Annotated in this window: 21 protein-coding genes; 5 read left to right on the plus strand and 16 right to left on the minus strand. The window is 66.0% G+C overall.

Translation table 11 applies throughout. From position 1 onward, the window contains the following. Both ACFVYC_RS07025 and ACFVYC_RS07030 read right to left on the minus strand, forming a co-directional pair. On the minus strand, positions 1-1,212 hold the full coding sequence (locus tag ACFVYC_RS07025) for a CaiB/BaiF CoA transferase family protein (RefSeq protein WP_387548363.1): 1,212 nt from the start codon (positions 1,210-1,212) through the stop codon (positions 1-3). A 52-nt stretch (positions 1,213-1,264) separates the two neighbouring features. Further along, entirely contained in the window at positions 1,265-2,632 is a 1,368-nt protein-coding gene (locus ACFVYC_RS07030) for an SLC13 family permease (RefSeq protein ID WP_387548366.1), read from the minus strand. A gap of 132 nt (positions 2,633-2,764) precedes the next feature. On the opposite strand from ACFVYC_RS07030, the gene ACFVYC_RS07035 reads away from it, so the two are divergent. Then, complete coding sequence (locus ACFVYC_RS07035; protein WP_387548369.1) at positions 2,765-3,463, plus strand: FadR/GntR family transcriptional regulator; 699 nt, start codon at positions 2,765-2,767, stop codon at positions 3,461-3,463. A 106-nt stretch (positions 3,464-3,569) separates the two neighbouring features. Here the strand turns inward: ACFVYC_RS07035 and ACFVYC_RS07040 are convergent, their stop codons facing one another. Both ACFVYC_RS07040 and ACFVYC_RS07045 read right to left on the minus strand, forming a co-directional pair. Continuing rightward, on the minus strand, positions 3,570-4,049 hold the full coding sequence (locus tag ACFVYC_RS07040; RefSeq protein WP_387548372.1) for a DUF4190 domain-containing protein: 480 nt from the start codon (positions 4,047-4,049) through the stop codon (positions 3,570-3,572). A 48-nt stretch (positions 4,050-4,097) separates the two neighbouring features. Then, positions 4,098-5,003: a nuclease-related domain-containing protein gene (locus ACFVYC_RS07045; protein ID WP_387548374.1), complete on the minus strand. Its 906-nt coding sequence runs from the start codon at positions 5,001-5,003 to the stop codon at positions 4,098-4,100. A gap of 246 nt (positions 5,004-5,249) precedes the next feature. Here ACFVYC_RS07045 and pgm point away from each other — a divergent pair, with 246 nt between their 5' ends. Then, a complete protein-coding gene (gene pgm / locus ACFVYC_RS07050) occupies positions 5,250-6,926 on the plus strand; it encodes a phosphoglucomutase (alpha-D-glucose-1,6-bisphosphate-dependent) (RefSeq protein WP_387548377.1) in 1,677 nt (558 codons plus the stop codon). Here pgm and ACFVYC_RS07055 read toward each other — a convergent pair. Together ACFVYC_RS07055 and ACFVYC_RS07060 are read right to left on the minus strand one after the other, a co-directional pair. After that, positions 6,923-7,411 (minus strand): 2'-5' RNA ligase family protein, encoded by a 489-nt coding sequence (locus tag ACFVYC_RS07055; RefSeq protein ID WP_387548380.1) that lies wholly within the window; start codon positions 7,409-7,411, stop codon positions 6,923-6,925. The two genes, pgm and ACFVYC_RS07055, sit on opposite strands and share 4 nt — an antisense overlap. Before the next feature lie 153 nt (positions 7,412-7,564). Beyond that, positions 7,565-8,170 carry a malonic semialdehyde reductase gene (locus ACFVYC_RS07060; protein ID WP_387548383.1) on the minus strand — a complete coding sequence of 202 codons (606 nt, stop codon included), beginning with the start codon at positions 8,168-8,170 and terminating at the stop codon, positions 7,565-7,567. Between the two features lie 197 nt (positions 8,171-8,367). On the opposite strand from ACFVYC_RS07060, the gene ACFVYC_RS07065 reads away from it, so the two are divergent. Beyond that, on the plus strand, positions 8,368-9,720 hold the full coding sequence (locus ACFVYC_RS07065; RefSeq protein WP_387548386.1) for a uracil-xanthine permease family protein: 1,353 nt from the start codon (positions 8,368-8,370) through the stop codon (positions 9,718-9,720). Between the two features lie 11 nt (positions 9,721-9,731). Here the strand turns inward: ACFVYC_RS07065 and ACFVYC_RS07070 are convergent, their stop codons facing one another. The 5 genes from ACFVYC_RS07070 to ACFVYC_RS07090 all read right to left on the minus strand — a co-directional run bounded on the left by ACFVYC_RS07070 (position 9,732) and on the right by ACFVYC_RS07090 (position 14,038). After that, positions 9,732-10,688, minus strand: coding sequence for an SGNH/GDSL hydrolase family protein (locus ACFVYC_RS07070; RefSeq protein WP_387548388.1), 957 nt, complete (start codon positions 10,686-10,688; stop codon positions 9,732-9,734). Then, positions 10,685-11,554 (minus strand): GAF domain-containing protein, encoded by an 870-nt coding sequence (locus ACFVYC_RS07075; RefSeq protein ID WP_387548391.1) that lies wholly within the window; start codon positions 11,552-11,554, stop codon positions 10,685-10,687. Before ACFVYC_RS07075 ends, ACFVYC_RS07070 begins: the two co-directional genes overlap by 4 nt. A 101-nt stretch (positions 11,555-11,655) precedes the next feature. Next, positions 11,656-12,615: a glycosyltransferase family A protein gene (locus tag ACFVYC_RS07080; protein WP_387548394.1), complete on the minus strand. Its 960-nt coding sequence runs from the start codon at positions 12,613-12,615 to the stop codon at positions 11,656-11,658. Between the two features lie 115 nt (positions 12,616-12,730). Beyond that, the gene (locus ACFVYC_RS07085) at positions 12,731-13,093 is read right to left on the minus strand and encodes a hypothetical protein (RefSeq protein WP_387548397.1); all 363 of its coding nucleotides are present in this window, start codon (positions 13,091-13,093) and stop codon (positions 12,731-12,733) included. Between the two features lie 45 nt (positions 13,094-13,138). Beyond that, positions 13,139-14,038 carry an SDR family oxidoreductase gene (locus ACFVYC_RS07090; RefSeq protein WP_387548400.1) on the minus strand — a complete coding sequence of 300 codons (900 nt, stop codon included), beginning with the start codon at positions 14,036-14,038 and terminating at the stop codon, positions 13,139-13,141. A gap of 212 nt (positions 14,039-14,250) precedes the next feature. Between ACFVYC_RS07090 and ACFVYC_RS07095 the strand changes: the two genes are divergently transcribed. Both ACFVYC_RS07095 and ACFVYC_RS07100 read left to right on the plus strand, forming a co-directional pair. Beyond that, complete coding sequence (locus ACFVYC_RS07095) at positions 14,251-14,748, plus strand: DUF6328 family protein (protein WP_387548402.1); 498 nt, start codon at positions 14,251-14,253, stop codon at positions 14,746-14,748. 143 nt (positions 14,749-14,891) lie between these two features. Continuing rightward, positions 14,892-15,203, plus strand: coding sequence for a LuxR family transcriptional regulator (locus ACFVYC_RS07100; RefSeq protein ID WP_387548404.1), 312 nt, complete (start codon positions 14,892-14,894; stop codon positions 15,201-15,203). A gap of 33 nt (positions 15,204-15,236) precedes the next feature. Here ACFVYC_RS07100 and ACFVYC_RS07105 read toward each other — a convergent pair whose 3' ends face one another. The 5 genes from ACFVYC_RS07105 to ACFVYC_RS07125 all read right to left on the minus strand — a co-directional run bounded on the left by ACFVYC_RS07105 (position 15,237) and on the right by ACFVYC_RS07125 (position 19,151). Further along, positions 15,237-16,361 (minus strand): glycerate kinase, encoded by a 1,125-nt coding sequence (locus tag ACFVYC_RS07105; protein WP_387548406.1) that lies wholly within the window; start codon positions 16,359-16,361, stop codon positions 15,237-15,239. 93 nt (positions 16,362-16,454) lie between these two features. Then, the gene (locus tag ACFVYC_RS07110) at positions 16,455-17,264 is read right to left on the minus strand and encodes an SDR family oxidoreductase (RefSeq protein ID WP_387548408.1); all 810 of its coding nucleotides are present in this window, start codon (positions 17,262-17,264) and stop codon (positions 16,455-16,457) included. 17 nt (positions 17,265-17,281) lie between these two features. Then, positions 17,282-17,701, minus strand: coding sequence for a hypothetical protein (locus ACFVYC_RS07115; protein WP_387548411.1), 420 nt, complete (start codon positions 17,699-17,701; stop codon positions 17,282-17,284). Positions 17,702-17,793: 92 nt separating this feature from the next. Next, positions 17,794-18,243: a hypothetical protein gene (locus tag ACFVYC_RS07120; RefSeq protein ID WP_387548414.1), complete on the minus strand. Its 450-nt coding sequence runs from the start codon at positions 18,241-18,243 to the stop codon at positions 17,794-17,796. A gap of 134 nt (positions 18,244-18,377) precedes the next feature. Next, positions 18,378-19,151 (minus strand): class I SAM-dependent methyltransferase, encoded by a 774-nt coding sequence (locus tag ACFVYC_RS07125; RefSeq protein ID WP_387548567.1) that lies wholly within the window; start codon positions 19,149-19,151, stop codon positions 18,378-18,380. Positions 19,152-19,263 lie beyond the last annotated feature (112 nt).

Below are 19,263 nucleotides of genomic sequence, written 5' to 3' on the forward strand. Positions count from 1 at the left end.
TTATTTCGCTCCGGCGGCAACGGCTGTCAGTCCCAGCCATTCACGAATGGCCGGGCCGTCCTCGTCCAGCAGCGGCGGTGCGTCGTGCTCGGTGATGGTGGTTTCCGCACTGTCACCGGCCGCAAAGAACCTCAGCGGCGGGCCGGGCAGGCTGACCTTGCCAAGCAGCGGGTGTTCAACGTCCACCACGAGGCCCTGTGACGCTACCTGCTCCCATGCGTACACCTCATCAAGCGAGCGCACCTTACCTGCCGGGATCCCGGCGTCGTTCAGTTTTTGCAGCAACTCCACGGCGCCATAGTCCGCGAAGACGCGTTCGACGGCGGCAATCACCCCGGCGCGATTCCGCACCCTTTCGGCGTTGCCGGCAAAGCCCGGCGCCGCCGGGTCAAGCCCGAACGTTGCGGCAAACGAGGCCCAGAGTTTTTCGCTGCCGACGCTGATCTGGACGCTGCCGTCCTTGCAGGCGAACAGCCCGTAGGGGGCGATGGAGGGATGGTGGTTTCCCTGCGCCTGCGGAACTTCTCCCGCCACCGTGGTGCGGGTGCCCTGGAAGGCGTGGACTCCGATCAAAGACGCCAGCAAGGAGGTGCGCACCACCTGCCCGTGGCCGTTCCGGTCCCGTTCCACCAGGGCCGCCAGGACCCCGTACGCACCGTTCATGCCGGCGAGCAGGTCCGCGATGGGGACACCCACGCGCTGGGGATCATCCGGTCCGGAACCCGTCAGGGACATCAGTCCCGCCTCGCCCTGGAGGATCTGGTCGTAGCCGCTCCGTTGCGACTCAGGCCCGTCGTGGCCAAAGCCGGTGATGGAGAGGATCACCAGGCGGGGGTTCAGTTCGTGCATGGCCGCCGGGGAGAAGCCCAGCCGGTCCATAACGCCGGGGCGGAAATTTTCGATCACCACGTCGGCGCGTTCCAGCAGCCCCCGCAGCACCGCCTGCCCGTCGGCGCTCTTCAGGTCCAGGCTGATGGACTCCTTGTTGCGGTTGCAGGACATGAAGTACGTGGACTGCAGGTCATCGGCGGGGCCTACAAAGGGCGGGCCCCAGCCCCGGGTGTCGTCCCCCGTTCCGGGGTTTTCCACTTTGATAACCCGGGCGCCCAGGTCGGCCAGCATCATGCCGGCGTGCGGACCTGCCAGGGCCCGGCTCAGGTCAACAACGAGATGGCCGGACAGGGGGCCTTGGGTGCTATCGGTTCTGCTCATGTGCTGGTTCCTTTTCTCAAACAGGCGGGGAAGTGTGGGGCGGTCCGGTGCGCTAAAGCCATCCGGGGACAACAAGCGCCAGCCAGGCCAGGACGGGTCCGACCACGATCACGATGCCGCTGTAGCCCAGGATCTGCTTGTAGAACTTGTCCTTGTCCACACCCTCCGGTGCATTTGCGAGTACCAGCGCGCCGTTGGTGGAGAAGGGGGAAACGTCCACGATGGTGGCAGCCACAGCCAGGGCGCAGATCACACCGACGGCCCCAATTTCACCTGTAGAGAGGAACGGCACCGCAAGCGGAATCAGTGCCGCGAGGATGGCCGTGGACGAGGCGAAAGCAGAGACCACCGCGCCGATGTAGCAAATCAGGAGTGCCGCGACAAGCGGCAGGCCCATGCCGGCCACGCCATTGGACACAAATTCGATGGTTCCGGCTTCCTCCAGCACGCCGACAAAGGTGAGCATGCCGCAGATCAGCAGCACCGTGGACCAGCTGATCTTGTTAATGGCGCCCTTCTGGGCTGCCGGTGAAACCAGTGCGAGGACGATGGCGATGGTGATGGACACAAATCCCACGTCCACCTTGAACCCGAGGGCGATCACGGCCAGTGCGATCAGGCCGGCGATGGTCACCAGCTGCGGGATGCGTTCGGAGCGCTCCTTGGTGGCTGCGACGCCGTCGCCCGCCGGGTCCCGGGGACCGTACATCCCGGAGCCGAAGCCCTTGAAAGGCACGTCCGAGCCGGCCTTGCCCCCCACGCTGACAGCCATCCGCGCCTCTGCCGCCTGCTCCACGAAGTGGCTCACCCGGGAGGAGAGCAATCCCCGCCCGCCCAGGACAACAAAAAGCACGACGGCGATGATGACGTTGAAGACGAGGCTGGACAGGAACAGGGCCGTGGGGCTGAAGTTCAGGTCGGTTTTAGCGAGGATGCCATTAACCGTGACGCCGTAGACGGCAATGGGCGAAAAGCCGCCCGCCTGCGCACCGTGGATCACCATCATGCCCATCAGCAAGGGATTGATCTTGTACTTCCCGGCGAAGCTGAGCGCGATGGGGGCGATGATGGCGACGGCGGCCGGCGACAGGGCTCCGACGGCAGTAATGACCGCAGTGATAGCGAACATCACCCACGGAATCAGTGCTACGCGGCTTCCTACCAGGTTCACGGCACCTCGTACCAGCAGGTCCACCGTGCCGTTGTTCTGCGCAATGGCGAAGAGGTAGGTGACTCCGACGATGGTCAGGAAGAGGCCGCCGGGAAAGTTGGCGAGGATTTCAGTGGTGGACATGCCCAGCACCACTGTGCCGAGCAGGAAGGCGCCAACGAAGGCCAGGGCGCCCATGTTCAGGGGCAGAACGGTGGCGAGCAAAAACATCGCCGCCAGGATGATGATCGACAAAACAGGAGCGGACATCGTTGGTCCTCCGAATAGAAAAATGTGACGTGGGTTACTGGCTCACTGGACTAGCCTCCTAGAGAGTGGGTCTATCTGTCAATAGGACCTGCCCTGTATCCTGAATGGACCGACGACTTAGCGAGGGCTTTAGTGGAGAAGACAGCACGGCTTGGACTGGAGCGGGTGACGCGCCCGCGCCTCTACGAACAGCTGGTCGAGCAGATCCTCGCCTACATCGAATCGGCCAAGATGCGGCCGGGTGATCTCCTGCCGGCCGAACGGGACCTGGCCGAGCGCCTAGGTGTTTCACGGGCCACCCTCGCCCAGGCCCTGGTGGCCCTCGAGGTGCTCGGGGTCATCGACGTGCAGCACGGAACGGGAGCCGTACTGGCGCGGCGGCCCAGCGTAGCGTCGGTGGTCAAAGGGCTGCGCGAGCACCGGAGCCGGCTCCCGGAGATCGTGGAGGCCCGCAGCACCCTGGAGGTCAAGCTTGCCGCGCTCGCCGCCGCCCGGCGCACGGACGCCGACCTGAAGGCAATCGACGAGGCCCTTCAGGTCATGGCCCGGGAGATCGACGGCGGGGACCGCGGCGCCCATGGCGACGAACTGTTCCACCAGGCCATCACGGCGGCAGCCCACTCCGCAGTGCTGGCGCAGTTGATGGCGTTTATTGCCGAGATGATCCTGGAAACGCGGATGGAATCCCTCGGGCAGCCCGGCAGGCCCGAGCAGTCCCTCGCCTCGCACCGCAAGATCGCCGAGGCCATCCGGGCGCAGGACGCGGAAGGGGCAGCGGAGGCTATGCTGTCCCACATCGAGCTCGTCTCGGATGTGGAACTGCTCCGCTAGGAGCCCCGCGACAGGCAGCCAGGCAGCGAAGCGCCCGCCGGGACTAACGAATGGAGGCACGACGGCGGCACGGGCGCATCAGCCCGGGCCGCCGTCGGCTGCCGGCTTAGAAGGTGGGCGTGGTACCGGTGGTGCTGCGGGCAACCGCGAGCCCGATGATGAGTAACAGCCAGAACGCGGCGTAGCCCAGCAGGCAGAGGTACCCCAGCACCAGGCCGGTGATGGACATGCCCTTGCCCGACGGCTCGCGCTTGAGCGCCAGATGGCCGGTAATGATCGCCGCGATCTGGGGGAGCAGAATCCAGCCCATGATCACTGAGGCGATGCCGCACACCATGCTCGCGATACTGAGTGTCTTCGGCTCGGGCACACCGTAGTACCCGGGCTGTCCGTAGGGAACCCCGGTGTGGTTGTACGGACTCGGCGGCTGGCCGTAGGGACTTGGTGGCTGGTTGTACGGACTCGGCGGCTGGCCGTAGGGCGCGCCAAGGTGGCTGGGTGGTGCGGCGCGCGGCGGTTCAAAGCCCGACGGCGCACTGCCGTCAGGCCGTTCGTATTCAGGCCGGTGGGCGGGCTGGTCAGTCACGTTTTCCCCCTGGGTGTCTTGCCCTCCAGCCTACCGCCGGCGGCAGGTCTACAGCCCCCAGTAAGGCAGTACGTAGACGGCGAACATAACGAACACGGCCAGGAGGGCGAGAGTTCCCGCACCCGTTGCGCCGTGCTGCCGGGCCTCCGGGTTCCGCCCGCCCGACACCGTCTTCGGCACGTTACCCCGGACCTTGGAACGGGGAGGCGCGGAATGGGGAGGCATGGAACGGGCAGGTGCTGGTCGGGCAGGTGCCGGCCGGGGTGTGATGGGACGCGGCTCTTCGCCGGTAGTCGAGGGCGCTGGGCGCGCACCGGCCGGCCGCACAACCGTGCCCGGCCGCACATTGCGGAACGCCGTAATGCCCGGTTCCTGCTCATGCGTGAGCTGCTGGCCGAGCTGTGCGTAAAGACCCGCCACGGCCTGCTGGTCCAGCACCGGCGGCAGGGCTTCAATAGCTCCCACCACGCGCTCGGCCCCGGCCACGGGCACGTCGGCGTTCGTCACACCAAAAAGATCCGGTTGCGACGCCATACAAATCAGGGACCGCACCAGCCGGCGGTGCGGCGGGGCCATCACGGAGGCGACGGCGGCGCATTGGGCGAGCGCCCCTTCCACGGCCTGGGTACGGGCGTAGCGGCCCTGCCACAGCACGCCGGAGGAGACGCGGACTTCGCCGGTCCAGTTTTTGGCGTCCACCACCACCACGCCGCCGGGTCCCACCAGGACATGGTCCAGGTTGGCTTTGGGCCGGCCGGGCCAGTGGACGTCGTGCAGCACGTACCAGCCACGCGGCACCAGCTCACTGAGCTTCTCCGCGACCACCTGGTGGCCGACGGCGCCGTCGTCCCAGGCTTTGGTGGAGCGCTCAGCCTGGTCGAGCCGGCGCTTGAGCCGCGCGACCCGTTCCGCAGCCAGCCTTGACTGCTCCGCCGCCCCGTCCCCTGCCCCCATGGCCGTCCCTGCTTTCCGCACTGAATACCGACGGCGGCAGCCCGCCGTCGCCCTTTGCATACGGACATTCCGTCCGACTTTTCGAAAGTAACAGGGCGCAAAGGTGCCGGTATATAAGTACTTTCCCGGGCCGGTACTCAGTTGGGCTACTTGTTTGATGACGATGTTCCGTCACAGGGCGGGACAAAGTGGCCGGATTATGGACGGGTCGTTTTGACTGCGGCCCGGGTCTGGCATGCTGTAGCCATGGCTAGCCGCGCGGGTACAGTTGCCCAACCCCAGGACCTTGTTGACATCACTGCGCTCCTTGACGCGTATTACGACATCACCCCGGATCTCGGTGATCCCGGCCAGCGCGTGGCGTTCGGCACCTCCGGGCACCGCGGCTCCAGCCTCAAGGCGTCATTCAACGAAAAGCACATCGTGGCCATCACCCAGGCCATCGTGGAGTACCGGGCGGGACAGGGCATCACGGGTCCGCTGTTCCTGGCCAAGGACACCCACGCGCTGAGCGAGCCGGCGCAGAACTCAGCACTTGAGGTGCTTGCTGCCAACGGTGTCCAGGTCCTCATCGACGCCCGGCACGGCTACACCCCCACCCCCGCTTTGAGCCACGCCATCCTCACCTACAACCGGAACGCCGGCAGCGGCGCTCCCCAGGCTGACGGCATCGTGGTCACCCCCAGCCACAACCCGCCGGCCGACGGCGGCTTCAAGTACAACCCTCCGCACGGCGGACCCGCCGATTCCGATGCCACCGGCTGGATCGCCAACCGCGCCAACGAGCTCCTCGAGAACGGCCTGCGCGGGGTCAAGCGCATCCCCCTTGCTGACGCGCTGGCCGCCGACAGCACCGGCAAATTCGACTTCCTCAGCAGCTATGTGGACGACCTCCCCTCCGTCCTGAACCTGGACGCCATCCGCGACGCCGGAGTCCGCATCGGCGCGGACCCCATGGGCGGTGCCGCCGTGGACTACTGGAGCGAAATCGGCGAACGCCACCACCTGGACCTCACCGTGGTCAACCCCACCGTTGATCCGCAGTGGGCGTTTATGACCCTGGACTGGGACGAGAAGATCCGCATGGACTGTTCCTCCCCCGCCGCCATGGCTTCCCTGATCCAGCGCATGGCGGACGCGTCATCTTCCGGCCGGCCAGCGTTCGATATCGCCACAGGCAACGACGCCGACGCGGACCGCCACGGCATCGTCACGCCCGTTGTTGACGGGGTGGGCGGGCTGATGAACCCGAACCACTACCTCGCCGTCGCCATCGATTACCTGTACCGCAACCGCAGCGGCTGGAACCCCGAATCCGTGGTGGGCAAGACCCTGGTGTCCTCCTCCATCATCGACCGCGTGGCAGAGAGCCTGGGCCGCAAGCTGGTGGAGGTTCCGGTCGGCTTCAAGTGGTTCGTTCCCGGGCTGCTCTCCGGCGAGGGCGCGTTCGGCGGCGAGGAGTCGGCCGGCGCATCCTTCAACAAAAAGGACGGCAGCGTCTGGACCACTGACAAGGACGGCATCCTGCTGGCCTTGCTCGCCTCCGAAATCACTGCCGTCACCGGCAAGTCCCCGTCCCAGCTCTACAAGGGCCTGACGGACCAGTTCGGCGCGCCCGTTTACGCACGCATTGACGCTGCGGCCACGCGGGAGCAGAAGTCGGCACTCGGCAAGCTGTCGCCGTCGGACGTCACGGCAACGGAACTGGCCGGCGAAACGATCATCTCCAAGCTCACGGAAGCACCCGGGAACGGCGCCTCGATCGGCGGACTCAAGGTAGTCACTGAGAATGCGTGGTTCGCTGCCCGCCCGTCCGGCACCGAGGACGTCTACAAGATCTACGCCGAGTCATTCAAGGGCGAGGACCACCTCAAGCAGGTGCAGGCGGAAGCCAAGGCCCTTGTGGACGGCGTGATCGCCTAAGCGGTTCGGGCCCGGGTCCACAGCCGCAGGACACGCCGGACGGTTCGGTCACCGTCCGGCGCCATGTCCACCAGCGCGATCCGGTCAAGCACGACGCCGTCGCCCGGGTTCGGCCGTTTGTCACCGTGGTGCGACACGTGGGGCCGGTAACCGGCCATCGTGTGGGCCGGCGTCAGGACTCTTGCGCCGAGGCCCTCCACTGCGGCCACCAGCTGCTCGTGCAGCACCTGCAGGTCCTTCTGTGGCTGGATGAGGCTGACGGGCACAGAGCCGTTCCGGCCGAACCCCGCGTACTCCCCGACGGTGAGATTCGCGCCAAGGGCCGCCCCGGCGTGGGGTGCGGAAACCGCGGCGACCTGTTCGGCAGCAGTGTCACTGTCGACGTCGAACCTCACCAGCGTGATGTGCAGGGGCCACTGCGTGCGCAGGAAAACCAGCCCGTCCGACACGGGCTCCACGAAGGCCACCAGGATGAGATTCCGCATAGCCACAGTCTGCCACTGCCCCAAAAGCCCGCCCCACCCCAACAGCCAGCCCACCCCTCAGACGCTCTCTCACTTAATGCGCTTTAACGGCCAACGCTCCCTCAACGGGTGAGAGAGCGTTGGGGAAAACCGGGCAGGAAGTGAGAGAGCGTCCTAGACGGTGCGGACGACATCCGCGTAGGAGAACTTGGGCTTGGCGTCGCCCCAGGCGTCCTCGGCGGGCTGGCCGATGTTGACCACCAGGAAGCTTTTTTGGTCACCCTCGGGGAAGAACGCGGCGTCGATGGCAGCGAAATCGGCTCCGGTCATGGGGCCGGCCGCGAAGCCGAGCGAGCGGACGGCCAGGATGAAGTAGCCGGCCTGCAGGTGGGCGTTGTTGTTGCCCGTGGCGGCAGCCAGTTCCGGGTTGGCGTCGTACATGGCCTTCGGAGCGTTGTAGCCGGGGAGGAAGGCGTCCCACTGTTCGGCCCAGTCGGTGTCGTAGCTGAGGACGGCCACCAGCGGGGCCGAGGCGGTCTTGGCCTTATTTCCGTTGGAGAGGGTGCCAACGAGCGTGGCGCGGGCTTCATCGGAGCGGACGTAGGTGACGCGCAGCGGCTGCGAGTTGAACGCCGTGGGGCCAAACTTGGTGAGCTCATAAATGGCCTGCGCCTGCTCTTCGGTTACCTCACCGGTGAAAGAATTGGCGGTGCGGGCCTGCGCGAAAATGGCATCGACGGCGGCCGAGTCGATTACTGCTTCTTCGTGGGCAATGGTCATTGGCTTACCTTTCGCTGCGCCTCCCGCTGCGTGGGGTGGCCTTGTTGTCTCTCCATACTTGCAACTTCAAGTAGCCGATTCCTCTTCCCGTGACGGCCCGTGACCTCAAACACAGCGGACCGGGCCACAAAGTCGGCGGTATTCTGGAGCAAGTTGATCTTTGCCCTCCGAGGCACCCCTTTTGAAAGGCTCCGCCCATGAGCATGCTCGGAATCAAATGGAAGCTGCACGGCACCGGCAAGTCCATCAAACCCGGCCACGTGGTGGCCCCGGATGAGCGGCTTGCCTGGCCGCTGACCATTGGCGTGGGCATGCAGCACGTGGTGGCCATGTTCGGCGCCACGTTCCTGGTGCCCATCATCACCGGCATGCCGCCCGCCACCACGCTGTTCTTCTCCGGCATCGGCACGCTCCTTTTCCTGGTGATTACCAGGGGCCAAGTGCCCAGCTACCTCGGCTCAAGCTTCGCATTCATCGCGCCCATCATGGCGTCCCAGCAGCAGTTCGGCGTGCCCGGGGCGCTTGGCGGCGTGGTGCTGGCCGGTGCCGCTCTGGCGCTGGTGGGCGCCATTGTCCAGAAGTTCGGCGCGGGCTGGATCAACCGGCTGATGCCGCCTATCGTCACCGGTGCCATCGTGGCGCTGATCGGTCTCAACCTCGCCCCCGCCGCAAAGAGCAACTTCGACGCCGCCCCTGTCACCGCCGTCATCACGCTGGCCACCGTCATCCTGGTCAGCGTCCTCTTCCGCGGCATCCTGGGCCGCCTCAGCATCCTCGTTGGCGTGGTGGTTGGCTACCTCGTGGCCATGCTGCGCGGCGAGGTGAGCTACGAAAAGATGGACGCCGCAGCCTGGGTGGGCCTCCCCCAGTTCCAGACCCCCGAGTTCCATGTGGGCGTCCTGGGCCTGTTCGTCCCCGTGGTGCTGGTGCTGGTGGCCGAGAACATCGGCCACGTGAAGTCCGTTGCCGCAATGACCGGCCAGAACCTCGACGGCGTCTCCGGACGCGCGCTGATGGCCGACGGTGCTGCCACTGTCCTGGCCGGCTTCGGCGGCGGTTCCGGCACCACCACCTACGCCGAGAACATCGGCGTCATGGCAGCTACCAAGGTCTATTCGACGGCGGCCTACTGGGTGGCAGGCGTCTTCGCCATCCTGCTGAGCTTCTCCCCGAAGTTCGGCGAACTCATTGCCACCGTCCCGCCGGGAGTGCTGGGCGGTGCCGCCACCATGCTGTACGGCATGATCGGCATCCTGGGCGTGAAGATCTGGGTCCAGAACAAGGTGAACTTCTCGAATCCGGTGAACCTGACCACCGCAGCTGTGGCCCTGATCATCGGCATCGCGGACTACACCTGGACCATAGGCGACCTCAAATTCACGGGCATCGCGCTGGGTTCCGCCGCGGCGCTGATGATCTACCACGGCATGAAGGCCATCGCGAAGGCACGAGGCACCGTGGCAGAGCCCGAAGCCGAGCAGGCCGGACTGCCGCCTGCGGCCAAGGCGGCCATGAACGCAGCAGCCAAGCGGACACCCAAAAAGCGCTAGCAACCGGTCAGCTAAGCCACTTCGCCCTCTGCCTCCGCGTCCTCAGGTGCGGCGGTGCCCAGGTGCCTGAAGTTCCCCTCCGCCGCGGGGTGTCCCGCCGGGTCCGGCAGGTCTGTTCCGGCAGGGTGGTCGGGCGGGAACGGACCCGGGCGGCCCAGGCCAAAGACCGGACCCGGTTGCGGCCGTTTCGCCGCCAAGGACTCCACGGGATGGGGCCTCAACCGCGCAAGCACCCAAGGGAAAAGGTACTGCCGCGCCCACACCAAATCATCCGCCCTGGCCTGCTTCCAGCCATGGGATAAAACAGGCCGCGGCTGCAGGGTCTTGAGCGAATGCGGCACTCCCAGTGCGTCAAGGGTGGCGACAGCCACTGCGTGGTGGCCCAACGGTGAAAGGTGCAGCCGGTCCCGGTCCCACATCCGGGCGTCGTGGAGCGCCGGCAGGCACCACAGGTCCACCATCACAGCATGGTGGCGCATGCCAATCCTGTGAAGGTGCTCGTTGAAGATGGCCAGCCTTCCCCTGGTCTGGCCGAGCACCGGTGTATTGCCCCAGTCCGGCGCCGCGAACAGCAGGACAGTGCCGCCGGTCCCGGCCAACAGGCCCACCGCCGAATCCATCTTTTCGGCCAGCTTGTCCGGGTCGCCCCGGTGGAAAACTACGTCGTTTCCGCCGCCGGACATTGCGGTCAGGTCCGGCTTGAGGGCAAGTGCCGGCTCGAGCTGCCGGTCCAGGATTTCCTGGAGCACCATCCCCCGCACGGCAAGGTTGGCGTAGGCGAAGTCGCTCTGGCCGTAGCTGAGTTCCTCGGCGGCACGGTCAGCCCAGCCCCGGAACCCGCCAATGCTGCGTGGTTCCGGATCGCCGATTCCCTCGGTGTAGGAGTCGCCGAGTGCTACGAAGCGGTGCCACGGGTGCCGTTCCACCGGCGGTCGAGTCGGGTTGGTCTCCTGCTCTTCGATGGTCATGCCGGCCGTCCCTTCGTCGTCGTCGTCGTCGTGGAAAGGTAGGTTTCCGGGGCAGCAACCGCCTCGAGCGGCTGGTCCAGTTCCGCTGGGGCCATCAGGCGGAAATCCTCCAGGTCATCGGCCAGGTCCCGCCGGGGTGCGGAAGGATCCCGGCGGGGAACAGGGGCAACAACCTTCAGGGCCGCATCCCGCAGGCCCAGTTCATGGTGCGAGGCCTCCCTCTGCAGGAACCGCAGGGCGCCTTCCCTGCTGAGGCCGTACTCATCCATGAGGCTGCGCACCGCCAGATCCACCAGGACCAGCGAACTCTGGGCGACGGCGAGACCTGCCGTTGCTTCTGCGCGCTCGGCCACCCTGACTACTACGCGCAGTCCGCGGGCAACCTGCTGCACATAGATGCGGCTCCTGAGGAGGTCATCGCTGCTAAACGCATGGGGCGAAGAGGCGTATAGGTTGATGGCTGCGCTCGTCCCGCCCTCGGACACAATGGGCACTGACAGGAGGGACTGGACACCATGGCCGGCGGCGGCACTCGCGTACCCGGGCCAGCGCCGGTCGCGGCCGACGTCGGAAAGCAACACGAACTCGCCGCTGCGCAGCGCTTCGATGACCGGTCCGTCAGCGAAGGAACATTGCTCCCGGTCCGCCTCGCGCGCCCGCTCAGTGCTCGCAGCCAGGGTGCGGGCCTTCCCCAGGCGGAAAAGGGTGGCCGCCCACCCGATACCGCGGGGTTCGCCCTGGATGTCCGTCATAAACTCACGGGTGACCTCCCAGAGATAGTTTTCGACGTCCTTGCTGTCGAATACCGGCTCCGGGGGCAGCGGAAGCGGTCCCCAGCCAACCTGTTCCGTGGGTCCAGCGGCCATGTTGCACGCCTTGGTTGAAGCACTTGCGGCCCTCTGCAAAACCTGGTTCTAAGGATACGTCCCGCACCGTGCGCAGGGGAGGGGGCAGCGGGGTTGCCTCCCTAATCTGCGGCCGCGGCGTTCCCTGCGTACGCCTGCGCATTTGCGCTGAGTACGACGTCGTACGCCTCCACCCGACGGTCCGTCACCGTGGTGGGGGACTCCAGATGGACGGCACCCGAGGGAAGGATGCCGGCGGCGCCGTACCGTTCCATGACCTGCCATTGGGCCACCACGTCCTCGCCGGCATGGTCAGCCGGAAGGCTCGGCCAGAAGGCAAAGCCGCCTGCGCTGTTCAGGGCCTCACGCCGGTACATCACGCAGCCCCCGAGCCAGGCCACGCGGTAAGGAACCCACTCCCCCGGCGCCAGGGAAAGATCAGCGCTGACGTGGCTGAGATTGGCGGCGTTATGAAGCTGCCAGCGATCAAACCCGGGCGCGCCGGGCCGGATGCGCTCGGCGGTCACGGGACCGTCCCACGCTTCAAAAACGGCGGTCTGCTCCGGCCGCCGGTCATCGAGGTAGGACAAGCCTTGCGGAGCCATCCCCACAAAGCCGCAGTCGAGCTCGTCGAGTGCCCGGCTGAGGCGTTCCAGGGCTCCCGGTTCCAGCCAGATATCGTCATCAAGGAAGAGGCACTTACCCGCCGTCGATTGATCCAGCAGGAACTGCCGGTGCTCCGCCAGTCCGCGTCGTGGCAGGTGGCGGAGCAGCATGACGGGACGTCCTTGGGCTTCGAGGACGCGGATCATGGCTGCCGCCGCGGGATGGTCCCAGCCGGGGACGTCATTGGACTGGTCGCTGACAACCACCCTAAAGGTTGGCTCGCCCTGCCCGGCCAGGCCGCTCAAGGTCACAGCCAGCTCTGCAGGGCGGTTGCAGGTGGGAATCAGCACATCCACCGCCACGCTGGCCGGCACCTCAACACCCCGCGCCCACTGTTCCGACGATCTCCTGCTCACAGCGGACCTCCTCGCGCCTGCTTCGGCATTGATGGTGGGTTCGTCGTGTTCTGTACCCACATCACCTTGGATGTATGCCCGGGACAGCGAAGGCCTCCGGCTGCTGCCACACAGGGGCAGTATCCGGAGGCCTCGAACAAAAAGGTCCTTTCCTCAGGGAGCGGCACCCAATCCGTTACCCGGCGTCGAAGCTCTCGCCGCCGTCGTCGTTCGGTGACTTTTCCTGGGGCAGGTCGCTGCCGCTGCCGTCCGGAATCCCGGCCGCTTCCTGCCCGGGCTCCGAGGACATCGGGGCAGAGCCCTGGGAGTCGTCGTTCGTCTCATCCAGTTCCGCTTCGGCGGACGGAAGGTCCCCGTCCCTGGGCACGGGGTCCCCGCCGGTTCCGGATTGCGGCTCATTTGTGTCCACTCCGTCCGTGTTGCCTGCGGCCGAGCCGGTCCCGGAGCCTCGGGCTCCTCCCAGTTCCTGTTCAGCGGTGGGGGTGCCGTATCCGCCGGGATCCGATTCCGGCTGGGCGTGCTGGTTTTCCTGCGTCATGGTTCCTCCTGTTGTGGGGTGAATGGAAGCTGAAGTACGGGCTGCTCAGAGTCCCTTTCCGCCGGTGACCGGAAGCACAGCCCCGGAAATGTAGGATCCGTCCTCCGAGGCCAGCAACACGTAGGCCGCGGCAAGCTCGGCAGGCTGGCCCGCCCGCTCCAGCGGAGTGTCCTGGCCGAACTTCGGCAGCTTGTCCGGCCATTCGGTGGCCGGGATCAGCGGGGTCCAGATCGGTCCGGGAGCCACGGCGTTGACCCTGATTCCCTGAGGGCCAAGCTCCTGGGCGAGCGCTTTGGTGAAGGCCACCTGGGCGGCTTTGGTCATGGCGTAGTCAATGAGGCCAGGCGAAGGGTTGAAGGCCTGAATGGATGCCGTGGTGATGATCGAGGCCCCCGCATTCAGGTGGGCCACGGCCGCACGGGCCGTCCACAGCAGCGAGTACAGGTTGGTTTTGAAGACCCGGTCGAACTCCTCAGTGGGCAGTGACTCCAGGCTCTCGCGGTTCTTCTGGTAGGCGGCGTTGAGCACCACTACGTCAAGGCGTCCGAACTCCGCGGCCGTTTCATCGGCAATGCGGGTACTGAACTCCTCTTCGCGGCCATCTCCGGCGAACAGGAGGGCCCGCTGGCCTGTCTTTCGGATCCAATCGGCGGTGTCCTGGGCGTCCTCTTCCTCCTCGGGAAGGTAGGAGATTGCAACGTCGGCGCCCTCGCGGGCGAAAGCGATGGCGGCTGCCTTGCCGATTCCCGAGTCGCCACCGGTGATGAGGGCTGCCTTGCCCTGCAGCTTCCCGTGCCCCTCGTAACTGAGTTCACCGTGGTCCGGCTTGGGCTCCATGGGGGCGGTCAGGCCCGGCTGCTTCTGCTCCTGCTCGGGGAAACCACCTGCGTGGTAGCCGCCCCGGGGATCCTTCGGCTGGTCTGTCTGCTTTTCCGTGTCGCTCATAGTCCGCCTACTCATCGTGTCGGTTTCCGAGGGCTCCGCCGTGCACCGGCCCTTCGAAGCTATCCCGGCCGGAGGAGCAAAGTCCACCGTTCCGCGCGAATAATCAGTAAACTTATCAAATGTGGGCCGCGGCGCAACGTTGACCTCGCTTCTGATTACCTGAGGGGTAGTAGAAAGGTAGCCAGGGCAGTACGGCGCAGAAAGGAGAGGCAATGTCGGATGTGGAGGATTACACCGGCCGAACGGGCAGGAATGAGACCCGCGAGGAACAGTTGGACCGCAACTGGGCGGAACTCCTGCAGGAGATGCGGGTGCTGCAAATGGGGGTGCAGATCCTGGCCGGCTTCCTGCTGACCCTGCCGTTCCAGGAACGGTTCGAAGACCTGGACAACTTCCAGGTCGCGCTCTACCTGACCAACGTAGTGATCGCTGCGTTGACCACGGCGTTCATCCTTTTGCCGGTCAGCGTCCACCGGCGGCTCTTCCGGAAGCGGCTCAAGGAAACCCTGGTTTCCAGTGGAGACACTATAGCCAAGATCACCCTTGCCGGCATCGCGCTGCTGAGTGCCGGTACCGCCGCCCTGGTGTTCGACGTGACCGCGGGGCGCACGGCCGGCCTCACTGCCGGCGGAGCGCTGATGGCCGTGATGGTGGTCCTGCTGGTCTACGTGCCCATCCACTTGAACAGGCGCGCCGAGGCCAGCAGGTAATCCGCAACACCCACACCGCCGGAAAGCCCGGCCCTTCAGCTGGCCCCGCGCCGGTCGCCGCACTTTTGTCCAGCTACAACTGTTTGCCCCTTACCAGCCGCGCGGCCGGACACCCGGCCGCGGACAACGACAGGAGAACTCCCATGAAAAATTTCTTGAGAACTGCCCTGGTGGCCCTGCTGCTCTTTGCCTCACCGGCACTTTCGCCCGGTGCCGCCCACGCTTTCCCTGCCGCAAACACAGCGCCAACCACTGTTGTACTGTCGGCCGCATCCCCCACGCCTTCACCCGGGGATACCGCTTCCACCGGCCCGGCCAATCCAGGCACGGGCGAATCGGCTGAGAACGAGTCCACCCGGCTGGATTACACTCCCTGGGTTATCGGCGCGGTGGTCCTGGCGGCACTGATCGCGATCCTGGTCTGGCAGCGCCGCCGCAACAAGACAATCGTCTAGCTGTTGGGTGCCGGGTGACGGCCACTGCCGTATCTAGGCGCCTTCAAGTACCTGGCTTGTTGCCCAGGCCAGGTACTTGGCAGCGTTGGCCACGGCGTCCTCAGGACTTGCCGCCACGTCCAGCAACTGGGCGGCAGCCACCACTCCGTGCCTGGCGAGGTCCTCGGGAGTCACCAGGATCCTGCCGGCCACCACGATGACCGGGATGCCGCGCTCCCGCGCGGCATCCGCGAGGGCGATCGGGGCTTTGCCGGTCAGCGACTGGTGGTCCATGGATCCTTCCCCGGTGATCACCAGGTCACTTTCGGCCAACTGCCCGGCCAGGCCCGTCAGTCCCGCCACCAGCGCGAACCCGCCTTCCAGTGCTGCATCGGTAAAGGCGAGGAACGACGCCGGGAAGCCGCCGGCGGCGCCGGCCCCCTCGATGTTGACGTCCCGGCCCGTGGCTTCGCGCAGGAGCGACGCCCAGTTGCGGAGCCCGGCGTCGAGCAGTTCCACGGCCTCCTCGTCTGCGCCCTTTTGGGGGGAGAAGACGTGCGCGGCGCCCAGTGTTCCATAGAGCGGATTCCGTACGTCGACGGCGATGCGGAAGGTGGTGCCGGCCAGCCGGGGGTCCAGCTCGGAGGAGTCGAGCGCAACGATGTCAGCGAGGGAGCCGCCGCCAAGCGGCACCACGTTCCCGGCTGTGTCCAGAGGTTTCAGTCCCAGGGCGCGCAGGGCGCCGCTGCCGCCGTCGGTCATTGCGGATCCGCCGAGCCCCAGCACAATTTCTGTTGCCCCGGCGTCCAGTGCAGCCGCGATCAGCTGGCCGCAGCCGTAGCTGTGGGCCCGGAGCGCGTTCGCGGGGGTGGGTTCCATCTCTGCCAGGCCGGAGGCCTGGGCGGTTTCTATAACGGCGGTGGCCTTGCCGCCGTCGCGCTTTTGGATGGCCCAGGCGGCGCCGACAGGGGCGAGGATGGGCCCAACCACCGCGTTGATCCGCTCTTCGTAGCCCGCGGCGACGGCAGCTTCGAGGGTGCCCTCGCCGCCGTCAGCGATGGGAAACTGCGTGGCAACGGCATCCGGGTAAACGCGCAGGGCGCCTTCCGCGATTGCGGCAGCGGCTTCAGCGGCTGTTAGGGAACCCTTGAACTTATCCGGAGCAATAAGAATGCGCATGGGCTCCATCATGCCAGCACGTAAAGGGAAAGCGCTTGCCCATCCCGTAATACGGAACGGCATTGTGCTGCCGGGGAGGCTGGCTCGAAGCTCCTACCCCTCACGCCACCCGTGGCCGGTAATGTGCGAGCCACCCTGCGGGCCCATCTGCAGCATCCCGCCGTCCACCGCCCAGGAAGCACCGGTGACGTAGCTGGAGGCCGGCGAAGCAAGGAAGGCGATCACGGCGGCCACTTCCCGTGCGTCGCCCGGCCTGCCCAGTGGCACCCCGGGCCTGTCCTTCGCCGTCGGATCCTCGTCCTCCTGCCCGGTCATGGGCGTCGCTATCTCGCCGGGGGCTACGCTGTTGGCCGTAATGCCATACTCCCCCAGTTCCAGGGCTAGCGTCTTTATCAGGCCACCCAGGCCATGCTTGGATGCATCGTAGGCGGACGAGCCTACCCGCGGCTGGAATTCATGCACGCTGGTGACCGCAATCAACCGCCCTCCCCTTCCTGCACGGACCATGCGCCGCGCAGCAGCCTGCAGACAGACGAACGCACCATTGAGGTTGGTGTCCAGGGTCTGCATCCAGGTATCAACATCGAGCTCCAGGAACTTGGTCCCGTCCCCGGTACCGGCATTATTGACGAATACGTCCACTCCGCCGAGCTCCTCGGCCAGTTCCTCGATGACACTGCCAGCGGACCGCAGCTCAGTGGTATCCAACTGCCGGACTACGGCTTTGCGTCCCAGGCTCCGGATTTCCCCGGCAGTCGCTTCGGCGCCCGCCTTGTCCGAATGCCAGGTAACGCCCACATCCATACCCGCTTTTGCCAGCGCAACGGCCGCGGCCTTGCCGATTCCGGAGTCTGACCCGGTGACGATGGCCGTGGCGGGGCTGAAACCCGTGGTGTCCTGCATGGTGGCTCCTTGAGTAGTCAGGCGGGGCGGCGTAGTTCCGGCGGCGCGGGGTAACCGTTATCGTCCGAGGCGGCCGGGGCGTCCTGTACCGCCAGGAGCGGGACAGCGAAAGTAACCACGGGCCGGGCTTCGGCGTCGTCGGCCGATCTGACCGTCAGGCTCCTGGTTCCGGGCGGTACCGAGGGCGTGAAGACCTGCAGGTTGCGGGAGCCCAGTTTCGCGGAGTTGCGCAGCGAATACTCAGTTCCGAAGTGGTCCTGGAGGATGATGCTGGGCTCCGGCCCGTCCTCGGACGCCATCTGGATGTTGACCACCAGGCCAGTGGCCCAGATCTCCACGGACAAGACGGTGAATGCGGTGTTGTCCGTGACGTGCCGGCCGTACGTGGGTGGCAACAGCATTCCGCGGAGGGAACCGGAAGGGATAAGTTCGCGCATGGTTGTTCCTGTTGGTTTGCGCCTGCCGACGACGGGACGGCGCCGGGTGGTCCGGTGCTGGTCTTGCGGGGATACGGCAGGACGAATGCGGCTTAGGCGTCTTCCCGGCCGGGGTTTTCCAGCCGGAAGAAATTGGATTGTTGGCCGTCGCTGCGCTGTTCCTGGTAGATGAAGTTCAGCTGGCGGGAGTCGAAGGTTTCGAACCATTCCTCCCAGCTGACGTGGTGGAGCTTGTCGTTTTCCCCGCCAAAGTCGATCCGCAGCACTCCAAGGTGGTCTCCGTGTTCGGTGCCCTCCACCGTGGCGGGAACGCCGTCGCGCTCCTCTGCCCACTGCCTGATGACTTCATGGTGCGTGGTGACCAGGCTCCTGCCCTCACGCTCCGGCTCGTCTTCCGTTGAGGTGACCTCCTGTGAATACTTCAGTGATTTGGATGACTCCGGTCCCTTGCGGACCTTCCCATCATCCGGGCCCGCGCCGAGGTCCTCTTCGACCTGGTCCGCTTCAGCCCCACGGGTTTTGTTGCCTTTTTCCTGCGCCATGGCGGCCATCCTTTCCCCTATTGCCAACTAGTAAGTCTACTTACCATGTAGCATCCCGCCCCGCCTCCCTGTCAAGGGGACAGGGCCATGGCGCGGAGCGGATGGAGATTGTACCTCCGCCCGGCGGGGTGCCGCTAGGATCTGGGCCGCGCCACCGCAAAATAGCCGGGAATCAGGCTTTGTGAGGCCACGTCCGTCATCGGGTTCGTCTGGATGGCGGCGGCCCCGTCCTCCAGGAGTTCCCAGGTTTCTTCGGGAAGGACACGGGCGCGTTCGGCAGGGCCAAAGTGGCCAGGCATGGGCAGTTCGCGGATTGCCCGCTCGAGGGGCGCCGGGATTCCCCGGGTGGTTGCGCCCAGGTGGGCGACATAGTCCACAGGGTTTCCCTGAAAGTTGGTTTCTGCAAGGAATACGGTCCCGCGCGTGCCGGCCAGAAGCCAGAGGTTGTCCACCAGTGCCATTTGGTCATCAGTGCTAAGCACGTGGAACACACCGCGGATGAAGACGTTGGCCCCGCGTCCGTCCGCCAGCCCCGTTGCAGCTCCGGGCGCTGTCATGTCCCGCACCTCGTAGCGAACCCGCCCCCCGCTGTTGCGTTCCGGCACTGATTCAGTCCGGGCGCGGTTAATGGCGTGGGGTGAAACATCCACCCCGATCACGTCCGGGAAAACGCCTGCGAGTGAGCGGGTGAAGCTGCCATGTCCGCATCCCACGTCAATGACGGGAAGCTCCGGGTCCAGGTGGCGCACCAGCACTTCCTTGTACCCGAGGAATTCGTTGTCCCGGCCGGAGTCCCAAAGAACCTCACCACCCGTGCCGGTCACGTTGATGCCTGCCCAGTACCTGTCCCATGCCACAGGCCTGTCCTTGGGTGCGGATCGGGACAGGCGGACAAGTTTGGGGATCATCAGGTACTTCTGCCAGGCAGAGCGCACTGATTTCGCTGGGGAGGACACGGATCAAATATAGGGTGCACTTCACGGACCGGCGGCCAGCAGTCCCTTGCACGGTGCGGCGGCC

Origin of the sequence: Pseudarthrobacter sp. NPDC058329 (assembly GCF_042879835.1) — a bacterium.
In the GTDB taxonomy this organism is placed as follows: domain Bacteria; phylum Actinomycetota; class Actinomycetes; order Actinomycetales; family Micrococcaceae; genus Arthrobacter.

Bases quoted from the DNA above. Each gene is read 5' to 3' on its own strand.
- ACFVYC_RS07115 (WP_387548411.1), bottom strand. From the start codon at position 17,701: ATGCGCGAACTTATCCCTTCCGGTTCCCTCCGCGGAATGCTGTTGCCA.
- ACFVYC_RS07070 (WP_387548388.1), bottom strand. From the start codon at position 10,688: ATGACCATCGAAGAGCAGGAGACCAACCCGACTCGACCGCCGGTGGAA.
- ACFVYC_RS07090 (WP_387548400.1), bottom strand. From the start codon at position 14,038: ATGAGCGACACGGAAAAGCAGACAGACCAGCCGAAGGATCCCCGGGGC.
- ACFVYC_RS07105 (WP_387548406.1), bottom strand. From the start codon at position 16,361: ATGCGCATTCTTATTGCTCCGGATAAGTTCAAGGGTTCCCTAACAGCC.
- pgm (WP_387548377.1), top strand. From the start codon at position 5,250: ATGGCTAGCCGCGCGGGTACAGTTGCCCAACCCCAGGACCTTGTTGAC.
- ACFVYC_RS07055 (WP_387548380.1), bottom strand. From the start codon at position 7,411: ATGCGGAATCTCATCCTGGTGGCCTTCGTGGAGCCCGTGTCGGACGGG.
- ACFVYC_RS07095 (WP_387548402.1), top strand. From the start codon at position 14,251: ATGTCGGATGTGGAGGATTACACCGGCCGAACGGGCAGGAATGAGACC.
- ACFVYC_RS07120 (WP_387548414.1), bottom strand. From the start codon at position 18,243: ATGGCGCAGGAAAAAGGCAACAAAACCCGTGGGGCTGAAGCGGACCAG.
- ACFVYC_RS07085 (WP_387548397.1), bottom strand. From the start codon at position 13,093: ATGACGCAGGAAAACCAGCACGCCCAGCCGGAATCGGATCCCGGCGGA.
- ACFVYC_RS07125 (WP_387548567.1), bottom strand. From the start codon at position 19,151: ATGATCCCCAAACTTGTCCGCCTGTCCCGATCCGCACCCAAGGACAGG.
- ACFVYC_RS07045 (WP_387548374.1), bottom strand. From the start codon at position 5,003: ATGGGGGCAGGGGACGGGGCGGCGGAGCAGTCAAGGCTGGCTGCGGAA.
- ACFVYC_RS07060 (WP_387548383.1), bottom strand. From the start codon at position 8,170: ATGACCATTGCCCACGAAGAAGCAGTAATCGACTCGGCCGCCGTCGAT.
- ACFVYC_RS07100 (WP_387548404.1), top strand. From the start codon at position 14,892: ATGAAAAATTTCTTGAGAACTGCCCTGGTGGCCCTGCTGCTCTTTGCC.
- ACFVYC_RS07025 (WP_387548363.1), bottom strand. From the start codon at position 1,212: ATGAGCAGAACCGATAGCACCCAAGGCCCCCTGTCCGGCCATCTCGTT.
- ACFVYC_RS07030 (WP_387548366.1), bottom strand. From the start codon at position 2,632: ATGTCCGCTCCTGTTTTGTCGATCATCATCCTGGCGGCGATGTTTTTG.
- ACFVYC_RS07065 (WP_387548386.1), top strand. From the start codon at position 8,368: ATGAGCATGCTCGGAATCAAATGGAAGCTGCACGGCACCGGCAAGTCC.
- ACFVYC_RS07075 (WP_387548391.1), bottom strand. From the start codon at position 11,554: ATGGCCGCTGGACCCACGGAACAGGTTGGCTGGGGACCGCTTCCGCTG.
- ACFVYC_RS07110 (WP_387548408.1), bottom strand. From the start codon at position 17,264: ATGCAGGACACCACGGGTTTCAGCCCCGCCACGGCCATCGTCACCGGG.